Source organism: Bradyrhizobium sp. CW1, from assembly GCF_023100665.1.
Taxonomy (GTDB): domain Bacteria; phylum Pseudomonadota; class Alphaproteobacteria; order Rhizobiales; family Xanthobacteraceae; genus Bradyrhizobium; species Bradyrhizobium canariense_D.
Map to the genome: position 1 here is coordinate 4,518,776 of NZ_CP064684.1, position 18,159 is coordinate 4,536,934.

Here is an 18,159-nt window from a genome sequence, read left to right on the forward strand (position 1 = left end):
GCCTTGTGTGCACTTTGGAACCGTCGGCTCCGTCACGGAAACGTAGGGTTCTGGCCGGTGCCGATTCCCGGCCAGAGCAAGACATGTGACCGGTCGGCCCCAGAACGATCTTCTCCAGCAGCTCAGCCGCCCGGATTTCGAACTGCTCGCGCCGCACCTCCAGCCGGTCGAACTCGAGGCGGGCCACATCCTTTATCATGCCGGCGACGAGGTGGCGGCGGTCCATTTTCCCTGCCGCTCCACGCTCGTGTCGTTCGCCGTGCCGGTCGAGGACGATCGCGAGGTCGAAAGCCTGCTGGTCGGGCGCGAGGGCGCGGTGGGCATTGCCGCCGGCCGCAGCGCCTCGCTGGCCTATTCGCGCATCGTCGTGAAGCTGGGCGGCACCCTGCTGCGGCTGCCGCCGCGCGTGCTCGAGCAGGCCCAGCAGAGGTCGGCCACGCTTCTGCAAATCTTCTCTCGCTACGCCGACTGCCAGTTCGCGCAGCTGCTCCAGACCGCGGCCTGCAATGCCGCGCATTCGATCGAGCAGCGCGCCGCCAAGTGGATCATCTCCGCGCAGGAGCACGTCGGCGGCCCCGAGATCCCCCTCACCCATGAGCAGCTGGCCGGCATGCTCGGCGTGTCCCGCAGCTATGCCAGCCGCGTCATCCAGATGTTCAAGGCCAGGCGGATCCTCGCGACACGCCGCGGCGCCATCCTGATCCTAGATGCGCCGGCGCTCGAAGCCAGAGCCTGCTCCTGCAACGACTGGGTGAAGAAGCACTTTGACGAGGTGATGGGACGCACGGCCGCGGACGGTTAGCTTTAGGTCTCACGCATGCGGCGGCGATTGGCGCTTCAAGTGCAGATAGGTCGGACTGAAGCCTCCGAGCCGCTGCAATTCGCGCCATTTCATGACGATGAGCTCGCCGTCGTGCATGTCCATGGTCCCGCTCCGCCTGAGGTCGGCGAGCGTCCGGTTCACCGTCGCGATCGCCATACCCAAGGTCTCGCCGAGCTGCGCCAGGCTGAGCGGCAGGCGGCAGCGATTGCCGCGGACGAGCTGCGCTGCGCGGGCGCGGTAGAACAGCTCGCAGAACAGGTGTGCCATGCGCGCGTGCATCGGCCGGGCGCTGTTGTTGGTGATGGCCTCGCGAAAGATCGCGGCATCGAGCAGGGTCTCGCGCCAAACCGACAGTGCGAAGGTCGGCCGTCGCCGGAACGCAATGAACAATTCGCGATGCGGGATGAAGGCCACCGAGGCAGGCCCGAGGGCGCAGAGGCCATGGTCCATCTGGTCGATGAACAAGCCCTGGGAGTCCGGCAGGTCGCCGGACAGATGGAACGCGAGGTATTGCCGCCGGCCGCTGTCGAGCAAATGGTAGCGCGCGATCATGCCGGAGACGACCAGCGCCGAATGCTCGGGTTCGTCGCCCTGACGGATGAAATCCTCGTTCGGCGCGAACTCGCGCTGCACAAAGGTCAGCCCGCGAATTTCGGCGACATCCTCCTGGGCGAGTGCGGTGTGCTCGCCCAAGTTCCGGATCAGCACGTCATGCGCTTTTTCCATAGGTCCCGCCAAAAATCCTGCCGGTTCGATCAAATGATACATCTGGCCCGTATCCAGCGGACTAGAACGCGGGTCGGAAGCACAGGTTGCTACCGGTCTGCGACATTACTTGGTCGCAGCCCACCGTCCCTCGATCGCTGACTGCGCCCGCCATTCGCATGAGCTCTACGACGATCCTGAAGCGCATTCGCCACCTGTTCGCATCGGAGTCGGGCGAGCACCTGGACAGTATCAGCGCTGCCTTCCAGCGAGGCACGCTGAAGGAGCGGCGCGGCCGATGTCGGATCAGGAGCTTGCGCGCGCCATCCGCGAGTTCCAGGCGGTTCCCGTGTCCGATTGGACCATCGCGAAACTCTCACGATGCCTGCTCGAGCCGGCGATGCCGGGTGACGACTGAAACACCTCCTCCTCTCCATGCCGCACCCCAAGTTCATCGCACATCTCCAGGCGATTGAAGGCCTCTCCGACGACGAACGCCGCCAGATCGCGGCTCTGCCGTCCACGCTGCGCCAGGTCTCCGACGGCGAGACCCTGCTGCGCCAGGGTGAAGATACCTCTCGCTGCGTTTTCGTCGTCAGCGGCTTCCTCTATCAGGCGCGCATCGTCGGCGATCGCAGCCAGATCCTCGCCTTCCACGTTCCCGGCGACATGCCGTGCCTCCACACGCTGCTGGTCTCGCCGATGGATGCGGACCTCGTCGGTCTTGGCCCTTCCCTCGTCGGCTACGTCGCACACAGCCAACTCAAGCAGCTGCTCGACGGCTCCATTCACCTGACCCGCGCGTTCTGGCGCGAGACGCTGATCGATGCGGCGATCTCGCGACAATGGATCGCGCGCCTCGGCGCACAGGCGGCACTGCCGAAGGTGGCCCATCTGATCTGCGAGCTCGCCGCAAGGCTGGAGGTCGTGGGCCTCGTCAAGAACGGCCGCTTCCAGATGCCGATGACGCAGCGGCACGTCGCCGATGCCTGCGGACTGTCGATCGTCCACGTCAATCGCACCATCCAGGAGCTGAGAGGGCGCCGATTGATTGCCTGGGAGGGAAGCGAGATCGAGCTGTTGCAACCCGACGAGCTCCGCGCGCTCGCGGATTTCACGCCGGATTATCTGACCTGACAAAGACGGGCGGCGTCCCAACGAACGACATTCGAACCGGCACAGCAAAAGCGATCCCCCGCCTCACGATCGCGATGGCTTTATCCGCCATGATTTGAGCAACGGGCCGCCGGCACCCAGCACGGGATCGGTCTTCGGCTTGCGGACCTTGGCGACGCGTTTGCTGGCGTCAGGACGCTCTCGCGTGTCGGTGCACTCGTCATACGTCCCCTCCTGCGGATACGCTCCGACGACCAGGAAGTCCCGGCTGGACTCGATCAGTCGGTGTCCGGTCCCTGCGGGAAGGACCAGAACATCTCCGGCCTTCACGCTCAGGATTCGCCCCTTGATCCCGCCGCACTCGATCCTGGCCGTGCCGCGTGCCACGCCCATCACTTCGTGGATCTGCGAATGATAGTGGACAAAGTCATAAACCGTATCGCGCCAAGAGCGGCCCCAGCCGTGACGATCGAACAGCGTGTCGATGATGACCTCTGGAGCAAAACGCCGGGTCTTCAGGTTCACCGCGCCGCGATAGAGCAAGACGGGAAAATGCGGGTTATTCGGCACGATGCCATCGTCCTGGAAACGGATGGCTGTCGGCTTCCGAGCCCGCACGAGCGCCCGCAGCGTTGCCGCGTCGGGGTGATCCTCAACGAACTTCTTGGCGAGATTTTTGATCTGGTCCTTGATCGGCATGGCGTCTCCTCAGCCGCAATTAAACGACGGCCGGAAGCATAAGTTTCCCGAGGTGATCCGGTTGGACCGCCATCTCCTCGGCGTCATTTCCGGCGAAGACAAGCATTCCAGAAATCGTTCCGCGGCAGCACTCCGGAATGCTCGCTGCGCTCGCCCGGCCACCGCCTTACCCCGGGGTAGCCGACGATGGCCGCGCAGGAGCGGAACGACGCGCGTTTCGCTTACCTGCGAGCGGCTTTGCGACCTCCCGGGCGCACTCGACGAGCAGCCGCTGAGCAGGGTTTGGCGTTCTGCCCTTCATCGCAATGATCCCGATCGGCCACATCTGAATAGGCATTTCCACCGGTAAAACCTTCATCGACAGCCGCTTCGCGCTGAAGTGCAACATCGATGCCGGAAGGAAACTCAGGAATCGTTCCGACGAGAGCAACGCCGACTGCATAAGGATCGAATACACGGTTACGCTGGCACGTGGCACCTCCAGCCCGGAGGCGTGAAATGCGTTGGCAATCCAGCCGCCCGGAAAGCTTTCGCGCGGCGGCAGGCACCAACGCTCGTTGACCAGCTCGTCGAGGCGGATCTTGCGCCGCCCCACCCACGGACTGTGCAAGCCTGCGACAACGACACCGCTTTCGTGCAACAGCACTTCGACGTCGGTATCGGCAGCGGGTGTCGGGCTCGGCAGGCGCCCTATCATGAGGTCGATGTCGTGATTGCGCAGATGACGATCCTGAAGCTCCGGCGGTTCGCCCTCGATGATGTGAAGCGCGAGCCTCGGATATTGCCGGGATAGCCGGTCAATGATGGCCGGCAGTAGTCCGGCCATCACGGGCTCGGTGCTGCCAATGCGCAATTCACCCACCGCGGGATCAGCGAGCGATTGCAGCTCGTCGACGCCACTCCGCAAATCGTTGCACAAAGCAATGCTGCGCTTGAGCAAGGCCTTGCCGTAAAGCGTGGGCTCAACGCCGAGCCGGCTGCGCTCCAGAAGCGGAAGGCCGATCGTTTGCTCCAGGCTTGCGATCATCTTGGATATGACAGGCTGAGAAATGGCTAGGTGCTCGGCCGCCTTCGCCATGCTCCCGTATTCCACGACGGCGATAAACACGTTCAGTTGCCGCAGCTTGATCCGACGGCTGATCTGGGATGCATCGAGCATGCGACCCTTTCCGAAATGGAATAGAACTATCGAGAAATAGAACTTTTCTTATATAGATCCGCGGGACAAGCTGCAATTCGCGTTACCCTCCACCGCCAAGGTTTGGAGCAGCCATGTCGAACATTCATGTACCCCGTCGCACCTTCCTGTTCGGAAGCCTCGCGGGATTGTTGCTGCCCGGCCAGGTCGCCGCGCAACCTTATCCGTCCAATCTCATACGTGTTGTAGTCCCTGCCGGCGCGGGGACACCGCCCGACATCATCAGCCGCATGATCGCCGACGAGCTCGCCGCCAATGAAGGCTGGCGACTTGTGGTGGAAGATCGCCCCGGTGCGCTGCAGACCATTGCCATGAACGACGTGAGCGGTCTCCGGCGGACGGCTATACACTGCTGACCATGAGCCTTCCGATGACGGTCACCCCGGCCCTGCTTCCGAAGGCGGAGACACGGGCGGATGTGGATTTCGATCCGGTGATCAAGATATCGAAATCCTACACCGTGCTCGTTACAACGCCTTCCTTGCCGGTCGACTCGTTAGCCGGTCTGGTGGCGTTGCTCAAGAGCAAGCCAGGGAAGCTCAACTTCTCTTCCGCGGGCTTCGGCACCCCCTCGCACCTGATCGGCGAAATGTTTGCATTGCAGGCGGGCGTGCGCGCCACCCACGTGCCCTACCAGCAGTTTTCCCAAGCAATCACCGATCTGATCAGCGGCAACGTCCAATACATGTTTGTCACCACGCTTCCGGTTATTGACCTCATTGCGACCGGCAAGTTGCGAGCGCTTGCCGTCACCGCCCCCACCAGGATTGCTGCCCTGGGAGACATTCCCACTGTGATCGAGGCAGGCTTTCCCGATCTGGTGACAGCCGATTGGATCGGCTTTGCAGCGAAGCGTGGAACGGCTGCGGAAGTAACGTCGCAGCTCAACAAGGCAATTAACAAGGTACTTCTCGAGCCGAAGATCCGTGCTTCCCTCGACAAGATAGGAGCCGTAGCCGTGGGTGGCACCGCCGCAGAATTTGGTGAGGGAATCCGGAGTGACATCGCCCACTGGGCCAAGGTCGTCAAGGATGCGGATATCAAGCTGCCTTGATGAGCCAGACCCCATCCAAAGCCCAGACGAGTGGCCGCGATGCAGCAGCATTGGCGATCACGCCGCCGCAGATTGTCGGCCCGTTCTACCCGGTCTCGGAGCACCCCGATCTGGCAACCGATCTGGCGCGTCCAAGCGGCAGCACCGCTGAGGCGCTGGGCCAGCTCATCCATCTCAGCGGACGCGTGCTCACGCGTTCGGGAGCGCCGGTGCCGCATGCACGCATTGACATCTGGCAAGCCAACGCGGCGGGGAAATATCGTCATCCGAGTGATATCAATCCGGCGCCGCTCGATCCCAATTTCAAAGGCTTCGCGCGTCTCACAACGGATGCGGCCGGGCACTACAGCTTTCGTACCGTCAAACCGGGCCGCTATCCGACAGCAGAGGGCGAGGTCAGGCCGCCGCACATTCATCTCACCGTTGAGGGGCGGTTCGATTGCCTGGTGACCCAGTTGTATTTCGCTGGCGAAGAAGAAAACGTGACCGACCGCTGGCTCAATGCGGCCCCGCATCCGGAAAGGTTAATCGTTACTCTGCAAAATTCGCCATCACGCCTTGAGAGGCATGCGTTGATCGCGCATTTCGACATTGTTCTTGCCAGCGGATGACAAGCGTTTCAGGTGGCTCCAAGCCCGATTTGGGTCGTTCGCCACCGGCGCTGACGCGTCGGGCAAAACACCCCCGTCAAGGCCTCCGCGCAAAAATATTTCGCTTTTCCGAATTTCGGATTTGTGGCATACGCCCGTCATCCTGGCCCTGCCAAAGGGGCGTTCGCGACCGTCACGACATGCGGGCCGGGTGGCGGTGGACGCGGCAGCGACGGCGCGGGCGGCGTGACGACAGGGCGGGCAACCGTGAGTCCTCGCGCGACGCGTACGACACGGCGCTGGAGAGCGGGCTTGTCGGTCATCGGGGGTGAGCACACGCAAGCCCTCGATGATTTCGGCCGGACCGTCCGCGGATGGAGAAGTCGTGTGGTCCTGACGCCCGGGGTCTGTGCGTCAAGCCTCGCGGTGATGTGGCGGCCCGACCGGGCGCGCGCATCATCGATCGGCCAGGCGACGGGGGCAATAGTGCATCGCTCCCCGGGGAGAGCACGAAGGACACCGTTAAAACCATCCGCGCAGGGAAGGCCGGGCGATCGGCCACCCTATCGGTCCACCCCGTGTGCATTCCTGTAGCGCACGGACCAACGGGTGCCGCCGGCGCCCGGCCTTCCCTGCGCCCTTTGGCCTCCAGTTGGGCGATGAACGGCAGCAAGGTTCGGGCAGAATCTGCCGCGGGAACGCGCAAGCGTGCGCCCTCCCCGGCGCGACCGGCCAACGCTGTACACACTGTCGCACCGCTTTTCGCCCGCGCCTCGAGCTGGTAGAATGGCGATATTGTTTGGGGAATTTTGATGCGCGCGAGGATTTTCAATCGCGTCCCGGGGCTGGCGATGCTGGTCGCAGCCCTGCTCGTCGTCGCAACGCACCCGGCATCGGCCGAGAAGCGCATCGCGCTCGTGGTCGGCAACTCCGCCTACAAGAACATCACGCCGCTCGACAATCCATCCAAGGACGCGAGCCTGATGGCGGACACGCTTGGCCTGCTCGGCTTTACGCTGGTCGGAGGCCGCGCCCAGCTCGATCTTGACAAGGGCGCGATGGATCTGGCGGTGCAGAGCTTTGGCCGGCAGGTGCAGGGCGCCGACGTCGCGCTGTTCTATTATGCCGGCCACGGCGTGCAGGTCTCGGGCGCCAACTATCTCGTGCCGGTCGGCGCCAATCCGACCCGCGAGGCCGACGTCGACTTCCAGATGACCGATGTCAACCTCGTGCTGCGCCAGATGCAGGGATCGGGCACGCGCCTCAACCTCGTGATCCTGGACGCCTGCCGCAACAACCCCTTCGGCTCACGCGGCCTGCGCGCCTCCGATGGCGGCCTCGCGCAGATGCGCGCGCCCGAGGGCACGCTGATCTCCTACGCAACCCAACCCGGCAACGTCGCCCAGGACGGCAGCGACGGCCACAGCCCCTACACCAAGGCCTTGGCCGCGACGGTCCGGACCGCGGGCCTCGACGTGTTCCAGACCTTCAACCAGGTCGGCCTCGCGGTGAAGCGCGCCACGTCCGGCGCGCAGCAGCCCTGGGTGTCGTCCTCGCCGCTCGACGGCACCTTCTATTTCGTCGCCCCCACGCAAACCGCGCCGCCGCAGGTCGCAGCGATGCAGCCCGATCCGCCGCCGGCGGATCGGCTGCGCGCCGATCCGGACCGCGTCCCCTTGCGCGATGCCGCCCTGCTGAGCGAACTCAGCGAGCGGCTCTACGAGCTCAATTTCGATCCTGACAGCCCTGATGGACTGACCCGCGCGATCACGAAACTCCAGCAGCGGATTTCCATGGCGCCGACGGGCGAAGCCACCGAAGGCCTGCTGTTGCGGATGCGCAAGATGGAGGACCTGAAGCCATGGGGCTCGATCGTCTACGGCCCCGACGGCAGCAAATGGGGCATCTCCTGGAACCACGCCTCGCGGCGCGCGGCGGTGGCGGATGCGCGCGGCAATTGCGCCGGCGCCAAATGTCCGATCGAGCTGTCTTTCTATGGCAACCGCTGCGGCGCGTTCGCGATCTCCGACAAATCCTGGTCGCTGGTCCAGCGCGACAGCGTGCAGCGCGCGAAAGATGCCGCGCTTGACGAATGCGGCAAGGCTGGCAAAGCTTGCCGCATTATCGGTTCCGTCTGTGCCGACGGCTCCGGCCGCTGATACGATTTTTCATTCTGGATTTTTACTCATGCGCGCCATCATCCCTGCGATTGCCCTGACCGTCTTCCTGTCCGCCGTCGGCGCTCCACCGTCCGCCGTTGCGCAGTCCGGCAGCGCCGGCGGCTCGATCGGCAATGACGAGAAATCGCTGTCCGGCTCGCGGTCGGATCGTTCCGCCGAGCCGGCGCCCTCGGCGCGCCGCAGCAAGCCCGCCGAGGAGCCGCGCAGCTCCTCGCGACGCGGTGGTGGAGGCGGTGGCGTGAGTTTCGACGGCGCCTGGATGGTCGTCAGCGTCGGCTGCGGCGGCACCACGTCCGGCGCGGTCGTGGTCTCCTCGGGCAAGGTCATAGGCCAAGGCGTCACGGGTACCGTCAGCGCGAGCGGCGCGGTCAGCACGTTCGGTCAAGGCGATGGCGTGACCTTTACCGGCTCGGGCCGCCTCGCTGCCCGCAGCGGCTCCGGTTCCTTCCGCCGCTCGGACGGCTGCGGCGGAACCTGGACTTCGACCAAGCAATAGCAGCGAAAAAGTCTGGTTTCGCGGGGGAACGAACGCCGCGCAAGCCCGATTCAGGCCACATCCTCTCCGGATTTGCGGCTCATTGCCACCCAAGTCTTTGACGACAAAGGGAAGGTAACGAGTTGCGTCATGCGTAATCGGGAGACCAGGATGGGCAACCGCACCGCAAAATTCTTATCTGCCCTCGTAGGCAGCATCATTGCCGGCGCGCCACTTGCCGCCGTGTCGCAGAATGCATCGACGCCACCGAGCACGGCAAATGCCGCGAGCGACTGCCTTGGCTCGCCAAAGGGCGCCGCGCCGCAGGGCCAGCATTGGCATTATCGCCTCGAGCGCGCGACCAAGCGGCAGTGCTGGTATCTGCGCGCCGAAGGCGGCAAGGCCACCCAAACCGCACAGACTGCGCCCGATACGCCTGCAGCGGATTCAGCCGTGCCGCAGCAGCACTCGGTCGAGGACGCGCGCGCCGAATATCTGACGCCGCAGAGCATCGCCGCCGTGAAGACGCCTGCACAGGCGGGACCGGCGCCGACGCAGCAAGCTGCGAACCCCTCCGCTGACGCCAACGCACAGCAGCCCGCCGTCGCCGGGCGCTGGCCCGACGCCTCCACGGCGTCCGCCGCGCCCACAGAGCAGCCGTCGCCTGCACCTGTCGCGGCCGCCGCGCAGCCGACCGCGAAGCCGGCGAAGTCCCCTGCTCCGATGGCTCTGGCCGCGGCAGACAGCACCGCCGACAAGCAGACCGGCTCGCTCCAGATGCTGCTGCTCGTGATCGGCGGCGCGCTGGCGCTTGCCGGCATCCTCGCCAGCGTCATCTACCGCTTCGCCGGTGGACGCATGCGCGTCCAGGCCGCCGACCAGCGCCGCGTCAACTGGGACAATTTTGAGCCGCACGATCACGACGATGGCCGTGCACCCTGGCTCAACGCTGCGCCCGCCGGCGCGCCGCACGCTCGGCAGCCCCGCCCGGTGGATTTCGATGCCCTGCGTCCGCAGTCAACCCAGCTCAAGACCGCGCAGCTCGCCGCGATCGATCGCGAGATCGATGTGATCGACGAGCTCGCCCCGCAAGCGCAAGACCAAGTCCACGTCGAGGCCGCAGAGCTCGACGAGGCCGATATCTTCAACGGAGAATTCCAGATCGAGGCCGCACCGCAGCTCGCGGCCAACGACGTGAATGACGAAGAGCCGGCCGGCCATGACGACGCGGGAGTCGAGAACGCCATCGACATCGACGTGATCACGACGATGCTGGAACGGTTGGCGAAGGACGGGCCGCGGCTGACGCAGCCTACTAGCCTTGAAGTTGACCTTGCAGACCTCGCACGAAGCCCACGAGGCCGGTCTGCCGCTCGCGCTTGAGGCGTTCGGCCTTCAGGATCGACTGCACCTCGGCGAAGGCCTCGTCAACGTCGTGGTTGATGACGATGTAGTCGTACTCGGCCCAGTGGCTCATCTCGTGGCTGGCGCGGCTCATGCGCTTGCGGATCACCTCGTCGGAATCCTGCGCGCGCGAATGCAGCCGCTTCTCGAGATCGGCAGCCGAGGGCGGCAGGATGAACACGCTGACGACGTCGGCGCGCGCCTTCTCTCGGAGCTGCTGCGTGCCCTGCCAGTCGATGTCGAACAGCACGTCCTGCCCGGCTGACAGCGCCGCCTCGACCGGCGCACGCGGCGTGCCGTAACTGTTGTCGAACACGGTCGCCCATTCCAGCAGCTGGTCGGCTTTCACCATCGCGCCGAAGGTAGCCTTGTCGACGAACGAATAATCCCTGCCGTCGACCTCGCCCGGCCGCATCGCCCGCGTGGTCGCCGACACCGACATTCGAAGGCCGGGCATACGGTCGATCAACATGCGCGACAGCGTCGTCTTGCCCGCGCCCGACGGCGAGGACAGCACGAACATCAATCCGCGCCGCTCGACACCATCAGTTCCGTGACCGCCAATCGTCATCGATCACTCCAGATTCTGGACCTGCTCGCGGAACTGCTCGACCACGTTCTTCATGGCGAGCCCCGTATTGGTCAGCTCGATGTCGTTCGACTTCGAGCAGCAGGTGTTGACTTCGCGGTGAAACTCCTGCGCCAGGAAGTCGAGCTTGCGCCCGACCGGGCCGCCCTTGCCGATCAGCTCGCGCGCCTGCGCGATGTGCGAGGCGATCCGATCGAGCTCCTCGCGGATGTCGGCCCTGGTCGCAATCAGGATCGCTTCCTGCATCAGGCGGTCGGAATCAAAACGGTCGGAGGTGTCGAGGAGGCTCGCGATCTGCTCGGCGAGCCTGGCCTTGACCGCCTCGGGCTTGCGACCGGGCGCGGCCTCCGCCTTCTTCGCCAGCTGCTCGACCTCGTCGACGCGCTGGATCAGGATCTGCCCGAGCGAGGTCCCCTCACGCTTGCGCATCTCGACGAGTTCGGCGAGCGCCTTGTCGAAGGCATCCGCGGCGGCGGCGCGCGCGGCCTTGTCCTCCTCCTCGTCGCCCTCGGGCTCGGCGACCTCAATGACCCCCTTGATGGCCAAAAGCCCGTCGACGCTCGGCGCGACCGCATCGACCTTGCCGGCGATCACGGCGGCGGCCTTGAGGACGGCGTTGAGCACGTCCTCGTTGACGCGGACGCTGGTGGCTGCATTGGCCCGCTTGACGGTCAGATTGGCGTAGACGGTGCCTCGTGAGAGCAGCTCGGCGGCGCGCTTCTTGGCATGAGCCTCCAGCTCGTCGAACCCCTGCGGCAGCCGCACCCGCAAGTCAAAGCCCTTGGCATTGACCGACTTCAATTCCCATTCGAACGTATACGGCCCACTCGCGCCGTGGCTTCGGGCAAAGCCGGTCATGGACGACAACGCCATCAGGTCAATTTCTCCAGAAGCACGGGATTCGCGCGGCCATCAAGCCACGCGAATCTTAAGACTATTTTGCAGGAAAATGTAATCCGCAAAGTCCCGCGGGGCAGGTCTACGCGCAGGCCTAGCGCTGCACCACCGGGGGCGAGGCCTGCACCGCGCCTTGTCGGGCCGGCGGCGGACCCGGGGGGCGAGCGGCCGGCGGCTTCTTCTGCTGGTTGGGGCGTGCCGGCGTCGTCGCCGTCGGCGTATCGGCGGCGCCGGGCGCGGCGGCGGCCGGCGGCTGCGCGTCCTCGGCCGGCTCGACCGTGTCGTTCTGGATCTGCTTTTCCATGGCGCGCAGCTTGGCGACGTTCTTCTGGTGCGCGTCGTAGGTCTCGGTAAAGGAATGCCCGCCGGTACCATCCGCGACGAAATAGAGGTCGCGGGTACGGGCCGGGTTGGCGGCAGCCTCGAGCGAGGCGCGGCCGGGGTTGGAGATCGGGCCCGGCGGCAGGCCCTCGATGACATAGGTGTTGTAGGGCGAAGGCTGCGTGATCTCGCTGCGCTTGATCGGACGGCCGAGCGTGCCCTTGCCCCCGACGAGGCCATAGATGATCGTGGGATCGGACTGCAGCTTGATCCTCTGCTTCAGGCGATTGACGAACACCGCGGCGACACGGCTGCGCTCGTCAGGCTTGCCGGTCTCTTTCTCGACGATCGAGGCCAGCGTCACCAGTTGCTCCGGACTCTTGACCGGAATGTCCTGATTGCGGCGCTCCCAGATCTCGGTCAGCACGCGCTTGTGCGCCTGCTGCATGCGCTGGATCACCTGATCGCGCGGGGTGCCGCGCGGGAACTTGTAGGTCTCGGGCAGCAGCGTGCCTTCGCGCGGCAGCTCACGCACGCTGCCGGTGAAGATGTCGTTGTCGGACAGGCGCGCCACGATCTGCTCGGAGGTGAGGCCCTCCGGAATCGTCACGGCATGCTGCACCACCTTGCCCTCGACGATTGTGGCAATGACGTCGCGCAAGGACGCGTTCTTCTGGAACGAGTATTCACCGGGCTTGAGGTCCGAGCTCGCCTTCAACGCAGCGACGCTGGCAATGAACGCCCACGGATTGACGTCGGTCACGCCTTCCCGGTTCAGCGTCTCGGCGATGTCGCGCTTGCCGGCGCGCTGCGGGATGTTGACGATCTTGTCTTCCTTCAGCGGTCCCGGCGCCTCGAGCACCTGCCGGCCGTAATAGTACACGCCGCCCGCACCGATCATTGCAATCAGCAGCAGGGTGATGATGGCGTTGCCGACGATCACGAACGGATTGCGCGCGCGGTCCGATCGCTTCGGCGGCGGCGGGACCTGCTCGGGCTCGAGCGCTGCCCGCGGGCTCCGGGGCGAAATGGGCGGCCTTTCACTCATCGAAGCAACCTGAATCCTGCCGGTTCAAATGCGACCCGACAATCGCTTGTCTGGCCAAGTACACGCGCCCACTTGTATGACTATCGCCGAATACGGCAAAATGGTGGATTCGTCGCAAACACAAACTATTGGACCGGACGCCGGAAGATCACCGATGCGTTGGTACCGCCAAAACCGAAAGAATTCGACAACGCGACGTTGACCTCGCGCTTCTTCGCCTTGTGCGGCACGAGATCGATCGCAGTCTCGACCGATGGATTGTCCAAGTTGATGGTCGGTGGCACGACATTATCGCGAATCGCGAGAATGGCGAAGATCGCCTCGATCGCGCCAGCCGCACCCAGAAGGTGACCGGTCGACGATTTGGTCGAGGACATCGCGACCTTGGAAGCGGCATTGCCGAGCAGACGCTCGACCGCACCGAGCTCGATCTCGTCACCGAGCGGTGTCGAGGTGCCGTGCGCATTGATGTAGTCGAGATCGGACGCGGTGAGGCCGGCGCGCTTGAGCGCTGCCGCCATGCTGCGGAAGCCACCGTCGCCGTCGGGTGACGGCGAGGTGATGTGGTAGGCATCGCCCGAGAGACCGTAGCCGATCACCTCGGCATAGATCTTCGCGCCGCGGCGCTCGGCGTGTTCGAGCTCTTCCAGGACCAGAACGCCGGCGCCCTCGCCCATCACGAAGCCGTCCCGGTCCTTGTCGTAGGGACGCGAGGCCTTCTCAGGCGTTTCGTTGAAGGCTGTCGAGAGCGCACGCGCGGCGTTGAAGCCGGCAATGCCGATGCGGCCGATCGGCGATTCCGCGCCGCCCGCAACCATGACGTCGGCATCGCCGAGCGCGATCAGGCGGGCGGCATCGCCGACCGCGTGAGCGCCGGTCGAGCAGGCCGTGACCACCGAATGGTTCGGCCCCTTCAGCCCATGCTTGATCGAGACATAACCGGAGGCGAGATTGATCAGGCGGCCCGGAATGAAGAACGGCGAGACCCGGCGCGGCCCGCGTTCCTTCAGCAGGACCGCAGTCTCGGCGATACCGTTGAGGCCGCCGATGCCGGATCCAATCATGGTGCCGGTGGCGCATTTATCCTCTTCGGTCTCGGGATGCCAGTTGGCATCGTCGAGCGCCTGGCCGGCTGCGGCCATGCCGAAGATGATGAAGTCGTCGACCTTGCGCTGGTCCTTCGGCTCCATCCAGATGTCGGGATTGAAAGTGTCGTTGGTGCCGTCGCCGCGCACGACCGTGCAGCCGATCTTGGTCTGAAGATCGGAGACATCGAAGCTCTCGATTTTGCGTGCGCCGCTTTCGCCGTCGAGGATGCGCTTCCAGGTCGGCTCGACTCCGCAGCCGAGTGGCGAAACCATGCCAAGACCCGTAACGACAACCCGCCTCATGTCCGAAAACTCCGCATCGAAAGATTCACGGCCAATAACAAGAAACCGGCTGACCGCTGTTGGGCGGTCCGTCCGGTTTCAATGTTGTCCCCGCGAAAATGAAGAGCGTTAGCTCTTCGCGTTCTTCTCGAGAAACTTGGTGGCGTCGCCGACGGTGAGAATCGTTTCCGCGGCATCGTCCGGAATCTCGCAACCGAATTCCTCTTCGAACGCCATCACCAGCTCGACGGTGTCCAGACTGTCGGCGCCGAGGTCGTCGATGAAGCTCGCAGCGTCGACAACCTTCTCGGGTTCAACACCAAGGTGTTCGACCACGATCTTCTTAACCCGCTCGCCAATCTCACTCATTGCATAACCTCGTGTTGTTCCCTGTAGACCCGACCCCCCGGGACGATACGAGCCGTCGTGGTCGTTGACTGCCTTCGCTTACGAACTTTGATCTGGCCCCATCCTAACCGATGCAGGCCCGGCGAATGACGGCCAAGGCTCCGCATCGCCAATATACAGGGTTTCAAAAACCTGCAATGGCGTTCTTTGCCCATCCGTTGAAGGTCCGGTTATCATACTTCAATTGCGTTGACTACAAGCCTCATTTCGCTCCGGAAACGGCCGTTTGCCGCATTCGGCTGCCCAAGGGGCGGTGCGGCATGAGGCGTCAGATCATGGCCATGCCGCCGTTGACGTGGATGGTTTGGCCGGTGACATAGGCCGCTTCGTTCGAACTCAGGTAGACGGCGGCCGCCGCGATGTCCTCTGGCGTCCCCAGGCGATTGGCCGGAACCTTGGTCAGAATCGTTTCGCGCTGCTTGTCGTTGAGCGCATCGGTCATCGGGGTCTTGATGAAGCCGGGAGCGATGCAGTTCGCGGTGACGCCGCGCTTGGCGTATTCGGCACCCAGCGTCTTGATCATCCCGATCAGGCCTGCCTTCGACGCAGTATAATTGCCCTGCCCCGGGTTGCCGGTGACGCCGACCACCGAAGTGATGGCGATGATGCGGCCGAAGCGCTTGCGCATCATCAATTTGGTTGCGGCGCGGGCAAGCCGGAAGGTCGAGGTCAAATTGATGTTGATGACCTCCTCCCAGTCTTCGTCACGGAGCTGCACGAAGAGATTGTCGCGCGTGATGCCGGCATTGGCGACGAGGATGTCGACCTGTCCCATCGCCGCCTCCGCACCGGGCACCAGCGCTTCGACCTCCTCGACTTTGGAGAGATTGCAGGGCAGCACATGGGTGCGCTCGCCGAGCTTGCCTGCAAGCTCATCCAGCACTTCCTTGCGCGTCCCCGATATCGCGACGGTGGCGCCCTGCGCGTGCAGCGCCTGCGCGATCGCGCCGCCGATGCCGCCGGTTGCGCCGGTGACGAGCGCCTTTTTGCCAGTCAGATCGAACATCGATAACTCCTCCAAGGCACGATCCGGAAACGCGCGCAGCGGTTTTCCGAAAGGGTCGTGCGTCAACTGTAGAACTCGCGCGCGACGACGAATTATCGCGCTTCAGGCCTGCTTGGCAGCAGCCAATGCATCTTTGGCAGCAGCAATGTCGTTGGGACCGCCGACCGCAACGCCGACGGCACCGTCTGCGATACGCTTGACCAGGCCCGTCAGCACCTTGCCGGCACCGATCTCAAAGAAACGGGTGACGCCCTGCCCCGCCATATAGGCAACCGACTCGCGCCACCGCACAGTGCCGGTGACCTGCTCGACCAGGCGCCGGCGGATCTCGTCGGGATCGGTGATCGCGCTCGCCAGCACATTCGACACCAGCGGGGCGGCCGGCGCCTTGATCGTGACCCCGGCCAGCGCCTCCGCCATTGCGTCGGCAGCCGGCTGCATCAGTTTGCAATGGAACGGTGCGGACACCGGCAGCAGCATTGCTCGCTTAGCGCCCTTGGTTTTGGCGATCTCGACGGCGCGATCGACCGCAGCCTTGTCGCCGGAGACGACCACTTGCCCGCCGCCATTGTCGTTGGCGGCTTGGCAGACCTCTCCCTGAGCGGCCTCCTCCGCCACCGCCACGGCGGCCTCGTAGTCGAGGCCGAGCAGAGCGGCCATCGCACCGACGCCGACCGGCACAGCTTTTTGCATTGCGAGACCGCGGATGCGAAGCAGCCGCGCCGTGTCGGAAATCGTCAGGCTGTCGGCCGCGGCCAGCGCCGAATATTCGCCGAGCGAGTGGCCGGCGACGAAGGCCGCATCCCGCCGCACGGAAAACCCGGCTTCGGCCTCCAGCACCCGCAGGGTGGCGATAGACACCGCCATCAGGGCCGGCTGGGCGTTTTGGGTGAGCTGGAGGGTTTCAGCCGGACCATCCCAGATGGTCGCCGTCAGCTTCTCCCCCAGCGCGGCATCGACCTCGTCGAACACGGCGCGCGCCACCGGAAAGGCATCGGCCAGGGCCTTGCCCATGCCGACCGCCTGGGAACCCTGCCCCGGAAATGTGAATGCTGCCGTCATCGGCGCTCCCTGCTTGTCGGGCGTGATCTCTGCGAGAACCGGCAGCCGATGACGCGCGGCCTTAGGCCATGGTTCCGGATCAAGCTCCAAAGGGGGCCGTAGACACTGTCCGGGGCCGGAATGTCAAGCCAAGATGGGAACTTCGATCAGCCTTCGACTGGCAGCCTTCAACCGGAGTGACGGGTTCCTAGAATCCGCCAGCCGTCTGGTTGGCATCGACCTCGGACCCCGCCTGCGCGCGGCGCGCGCTGTTGACCAATTGCCCCGGCCGGTCATCGCGGTTCGGCTTCGCGGTCGCAAGCCGCAGCACGGCGGCGTAACTCGGTTGCACCTCCATCCGGCCCGCATGCCGGCTCTCACTCAGCAAGCGGTGCACCTTCGGCAGATTGTAGCAGGGCACGTAGAACAAGAGATGATGTTCGAGGTGGTAGTTCACGTAGTACGGCGCGATGAACAAGCGCTCGAGGAAATTGGCATAGGTGGTGCGGGTATTGCGCAGGGGATCGCTGCTGTCAGGTACGACCGCGTGCTCTGCGATGTTGCGGATGCGGGTGATGACCATCATCCAGGTCAGGAGCGGCACCAGCCATAGCAGCGGATAGGCCCACCACACGCCGGCCGCCGTGAGCGCTGCGAACATCGCGCCATTGACCAGACATTGCGGGCCAAGCTTCTCCCACAAATGCGCCGCGCGCTGCCGCGATGGCCAGTCCTTCGGCCCGAGCGCGTTGAGCAATTGCGCCTTGCGCTGCTGGTAGCCGGTCTGCCCGGTGAGGTCGCGAATGAACTTGCGGCGATAGCTCAGCTTCGTGATCGGAAACGGCGCCGATAGCACGAGATCGGGATCGTCCTCCTGCTGGGTGCGCGCATGGTGCTGAAGGTGATAGCGCCGATAGCTGCGCGTCTCCGCAAACAGAGGATAGGCGCAGAACCACTGGCTTAGGGTCAGATTGGTCTTCTCGTCGGGGGACAGGCAGCCATGCGCGCCGTCATGCATGAGGATCGCGAGCCCGAGCTGGCGCGAGCCGATGATGGCAACGGCGAGCACATAAGTGATCGGATTGGGCCACCACGCGACCAAGGCGATTGCCGCGATGATGAGCGCCCAGGCGTGCGCGATCAGCGCGACGCCTTTCCAGGTCACGCGCCGGCGCACGTCGGCAAGTTGCTCGTCGGTCAGGAAATCGCGGGCACGCATGCGAAGCGCAGTCATG

19 protein-coding genes and 1 pseudogene are annotated in these 18,159 nt (G+C 64.6%); 9 read left to right on the forward strand and 11 right to left on the reverse strand.

The genetic code is table 11. The annotated features are described in order from the left end of the window. Positions 1–85 precede the first annotated feature (85 nt). Entirely contained in the window at positions 86–802 is a 717-nt protein-coding gene (locus IVB54_RS22255; protein ID WP_018459102.1) for a Crp/Fnr family transcriptional regulator, read from the forward strand. Positions 803–811: 9 nt separating this feature from the next. On the opposite strand, the gene IVB54_RS22260 is transcribed toward IVB54_RS22255, so the two are convergent. Next, positions 812–1,549 (reverse strand): Crp/Fnr family transcriptional regulator, encoded by a 738-nt coding sequence (locus IVB54_RS22260; RefSeq protein ID WP_018459103.1) that lies wholly within the window; start codon positions 1,547–1,549, stop codon positions 812–814. 158 nt (positions 1,550–1,707) lie between these two features. On the opposite strand from IVB54_RS22260, the pseudogene IVB54_RS22265 reads away from it, so the two are divergent. After that, a pseudogene (locus IVB54_RS22265) lies at positions 1,708–1,946 on the forward strand (hypothetical protein). A gap of 17 nt (positions 1,947–1,963) precedes the next feature. Then, positions 1,964–2,665 (forward strand): Crp/Fnr family transcriptional regulator, encoded by a 702-nt coding sequence (locus IVB54_RS22270; protein ID WP_018459105.1) that lies wholly within the window; start codon positions 1,964–1,966, stop codon positions 2,663–2,665. Positions 2,666–2,728: 63 nt separating this feature from the next. Here the strand turns inward: IVB54_RS22270 and IVB54_RS22275 are convergent, their stop codons facing one another. Both IVB54_RS22275 and IVB54_RS22280 read right to left on the reverse strand, forming a co-directional pair. Continuing rightward, positions 2,729–3,343, reverse strand: a complete 615-nt coding sequence (locus IVB54_RS22275) for a hypothetical protein (protein ID WP_018459106.1) — start codon at positions 3,341–3,343, stop codon at positions 2,729–2,731. A gap of 166 nt (positions 3,344–3,509) precedes the next feature. Beyond that, positions 3,510–4,502 (reverse strand): LysR family transcriptional regulator, encoded by a 993-nt coding sequence (locus IVB54_RS22280; protein WP_018459107.1) that lies wholly within the window; start codon positions 4,500–4,502, stop codon positions 3,510–3,512. A 113-nt stretch (positions 4,503–4,615) separates the two neighbouring features. On the opposite strand from IVB54_RS22280, the gene IVB54_RS22285 reads away from it, so the two are divergent. The 6 genes from IVB54_RS22285 (at position 4,616) to IVB54_RS22310 (ending at position 10,223) form a co-directional block, all read left to right on the forward strand. Next, positions 4,616–4,897: a hypothetical protein gene (locus IVB54_RS22285; protein WP_247776447.1), complete on the forward strand. Its 282-nt coding sequence runs from the start codon at positions 4,616–4,618 to the stop codon at positions 4,895–4,897. 14 nt (positions 4,898–4,911) lie between these two features. After that, positions 4,912–5,595 (forward strand): tripartite tricarboxylate transporter substrate-binding protein, encoded by a 684-nt coding sequence (locus tag IVB54_RS22290; protein WP_247776448.1) that lies wholly within the window; start codon positions 4,912–4,914, stop codon positions 5,593–5,595. After that, on the forward strand, positions 5,595–6,206 hold the full coding sequence (locus tag IVB54_RS22295; protein WP_026233735.1) for a protocatechuate 3,4-dioxygenase: 612 nt from the start codon (positions 5,595–5,597) through the stop codon (positions 6,204–6,206). Before IVB54_RS22290 ends, IVB54_RS22295 begins: the two co-directional genes overlap by 1 nt. Before the next feature lie 791 nt (positions 6,207–6,997). Then, positions 6,998–8,344, forward strand: coding sequence for a caspase family protein (locus IVB54_RS22300; RefSeq protein WP_247297476.1), 1,347 nt, complete (start codon positions 6,998–7,000; stop codon positions 8,342–8,344). A 28-nt stretch (positions 8,345–8,372) separates the two neighbouring features. Beyond that, entirely contained in the window at positions 8,373–8,861 is a 489-nt protein-coding gene (locus tag IVB54_RS22305; protein WP_018459111.1) for a hypothetical protein, read from the forward strand. Positions 8,862–9,011: 150 nt separating this feature from the next. After that, positions 9,012–10,223, forward strand: coding sequence for a hypothetical protein (locus IVB54_RS22310; RefSeq protein ID WP_018459112.1), 1,212 nt, complete (start codon positions 9,012–9,014; stop codon positions 10,221–10,223). On the opposite strand, the gene gmk is transcribed toward IVB54_RS22310, so the two are convergent. The 8 genes from gmk to IVB54_RS22350 all read right to left on the reverse strand — a co-directional run bounded on the left by gmk (position 10,156) and on the right by IVB54_RS22350 (position 18,158). Further along, positions 10,156–10,815, reverse strand: coding sequence for a guanylate kinase (gene gmk / locus IVB54_RS22315; RefSeq protein WP_018459113.1), 660 nt, complete (start codon positions 10,813–10,815; stop codon positions 10,156–10,158). The two genes, IVB54_RS22310 and gmk, sit on opposite strands and share 68 nt — an antisense overlap. 3 nt (positions 10,816–10,818) lie before the next feature. Further along, the gene (locus IVB54_RS22320; protein ID WP_018459114.1) at positions 10,819–11,706 is read right to left on the reverse strand and encodes a YicC/YloC family endoribonuclease; all 888 of its coding nucleotides are present in this window, start codon (positions 11,704–11,706) and stop codon (positions 10,819–10,821) included. A gap of 118 nt (positions 11,707–11,824) precedes the next feature. Beyond that, on the reverse strand, positions 11,825–13,099 hold the full coding sequence (gene mltG / locus IVB54_RS22325) for an endolytic transglycosylase MltG (protein ID WP_018459115.1): 1,275 nt from the start codon (positions 13,097–13,099) through the stop codon (positions 11,825–11,827). Positions 13,100–13,224: 125 nt separating this feature from the next. Then, positions 13,225–14,490: a beta-ketoacyl-ACP synthase II gene (gene fabF / locus IVB54_RS22330; protein WP_026233736.1), complete on the reverse strand. Its 1,266-nt coding sequence runs from the start codon at positions 14,488–14,490 to the stop codon at positions 13,225–13,227. 108 nt (positions 14,491–14,598) lie between these two features. Next, a complete protein-coding gene (locus IVB54_RS22335) occupies positions 14,599–14,838 on the reverse strand; it encodes an acyl carrier protein (RefSeq protein ID WP_006020277.1) in 240 nt (79 codons plus the stop codon). Between the two features lie 307 nt (positions 14,839–15,145). Next, entirely contained in the window at positions 15,146–15,883 is a 738-nt protein-coding gene (gene fabG / locus IVB54_RS22340; RefSeq protein WP_026233737.1) for a 3-oxoacyl-[acyl-carrier-protein] reductase, read from the reverse strand. A 102-nt stretch (positions 15,884–15,985) separates the two neighbouring features. Then, on the reverse strand, positions 15,986–16,945 hold the full coding sequence (gene fabD / locus IVB54_RS22345; protein ID WP_026233738.1) for an ACP S-malonyltransferase: 960 nt from the start codon (positions 16,943–16,945) through the stop codon (positions 15,986–15,988). 187 nt (positions 16,946–17,132) lie between these two features. After that, a complete protein-coding gene (locus tag IVB54_RS22350) occupies positions 17,133–18,158 on the reverse strand; it encodes a fatty acid desaturase family protein (RefSeq protein WP_018459119.1) in 1,026 nt (341 codons plus the stop codon). Position 18,159: the final 1 nt, after the last annotated feature.

Bases quoted from the DNA above. Each gene is read 5' to 3' on its own strand.
- IVB54_RS22260 (WP_018459103.1), bottom strand. From the start codon at position 1,549: ATGGAAAAAGCGCATGACGTGCTGATCCGGAACTTGGGCGAGCACACC.
- IVB54_RS22270 (WP_018459105.1), top strand. From the start codon at position 1,964: ATGCCGCACCCCAAGTTCATCGCACATCTCCAGGCGATTGAAGGCCTC.
- IVB54_RS22275 (WP_018459106.1), bottom strand. From the start codon at position 3,343: ATGCCGATCAAGGACCAGATCAAAAATCTCGCCAAGAAGTTCGTTGAG.
- IVB54_RS22280 (WP_018459107.1), bottom strand. From the start codon at position 4,502: ATGCTCGATGCATCCCAGATCAGCCGTCGGATCAAGCTGCGGCAACTG.
- IVB54_RS22285 (WP_247776447.1), top strand. From the start codon at position 4,616: ATGTCGAACATTCATGTACCCCGTCGCACCTTCCTGTTCGGAAGCCTC.
- IVB54_RS22290 (WP_247776448.1), top strand. From the start codon at position 4,912: ATGACGGTCACCCCGGCCCTGCTTCCGAAGGCGGAGACACGGGCGGAT.
- IVB54_RS22295 (WP_026233735.1), top strand. From the start codon at position 5,595: ATGAGCCAGACCCCATCCAAAGCCCAGACGAGTGGCCGCGATGCAGCA.
- IVB54_RS22300 (WP_247297476.1), top strand. From the start codon at position 6,998: ATGCGCGCGAGGATTTTCAATCGCGTCCCGGGGCTGGCGATGCTGGTC.
- IVB54_RS22305 (WP_018459111.1), top strand. From the start codon at position 8,373: ATGCGCGCCATCATCCCTGCGATTGCCCTGACCGTCTTCCTGTCCGCC.
- IVB54_RS22310 (WP_018459112.1), top strand. From the start codon at position 9,012: ATGGGCAACCGCACCGCAAAATTCTTATCTGCCCTCGTAGGCAGCATC.
- gmk (WP_018459113.1), bottom strand. From the start codon at position 10,815: ATGACGATTGGCGGTCACGGAACTGATGGTGTCGAGCGGCGCGGATTG.
- IVB54_RS22320 (WP_018459114.1), bottom strand. From the start codon at position 11,706: ATGGCGTTGTCGTCCATGACCGGCTTTGCCCGAAGCCACGGCGCGAGT.
- mltG (WP_018459115.1), bottom strand. From the start codon at position 13,099: ATGAGTGAAAGGCCGCCCATTTCGCCCCGGAGCCCGCGGGCAGCGCTC.
- fabF (WP_026233736.1), bottom strand. From the start codon at position 14,490: ATGAGGCGGGTTGTCGTTACGGGTCTTGGCATGGTTTCGCCACTCGGC.
- IVB54_RS22335 (WP_006020277.1), bottom strand. From the start codon at position 14,838: ATGAGTGAGATTGGCGAGCGGGTTAAGAAGATCGTGGTCGAACACCTT.
- fabG (WP_026233737.1), bottom strand. From the start codon at position 15,883: ATGTTCGATCTGACTGGCAAAAAGGCGCTCGTCACCGGCGCAACCGGC.
- fabD (WP_026233738.1), bottom strand. From the start codon at position 16,945: ATGACGGCAGCATTCACATTTCCGGGGCAGGGTTCCCAGGCGGTCGGC.
- IVB54_RS22350 (WP_018459119.1), bottom strand. From the start codon at position 18,158: ATGACTGCGCTTCGCATGCGTGCCCGCGATTTCCTGACCGACGAGCAA.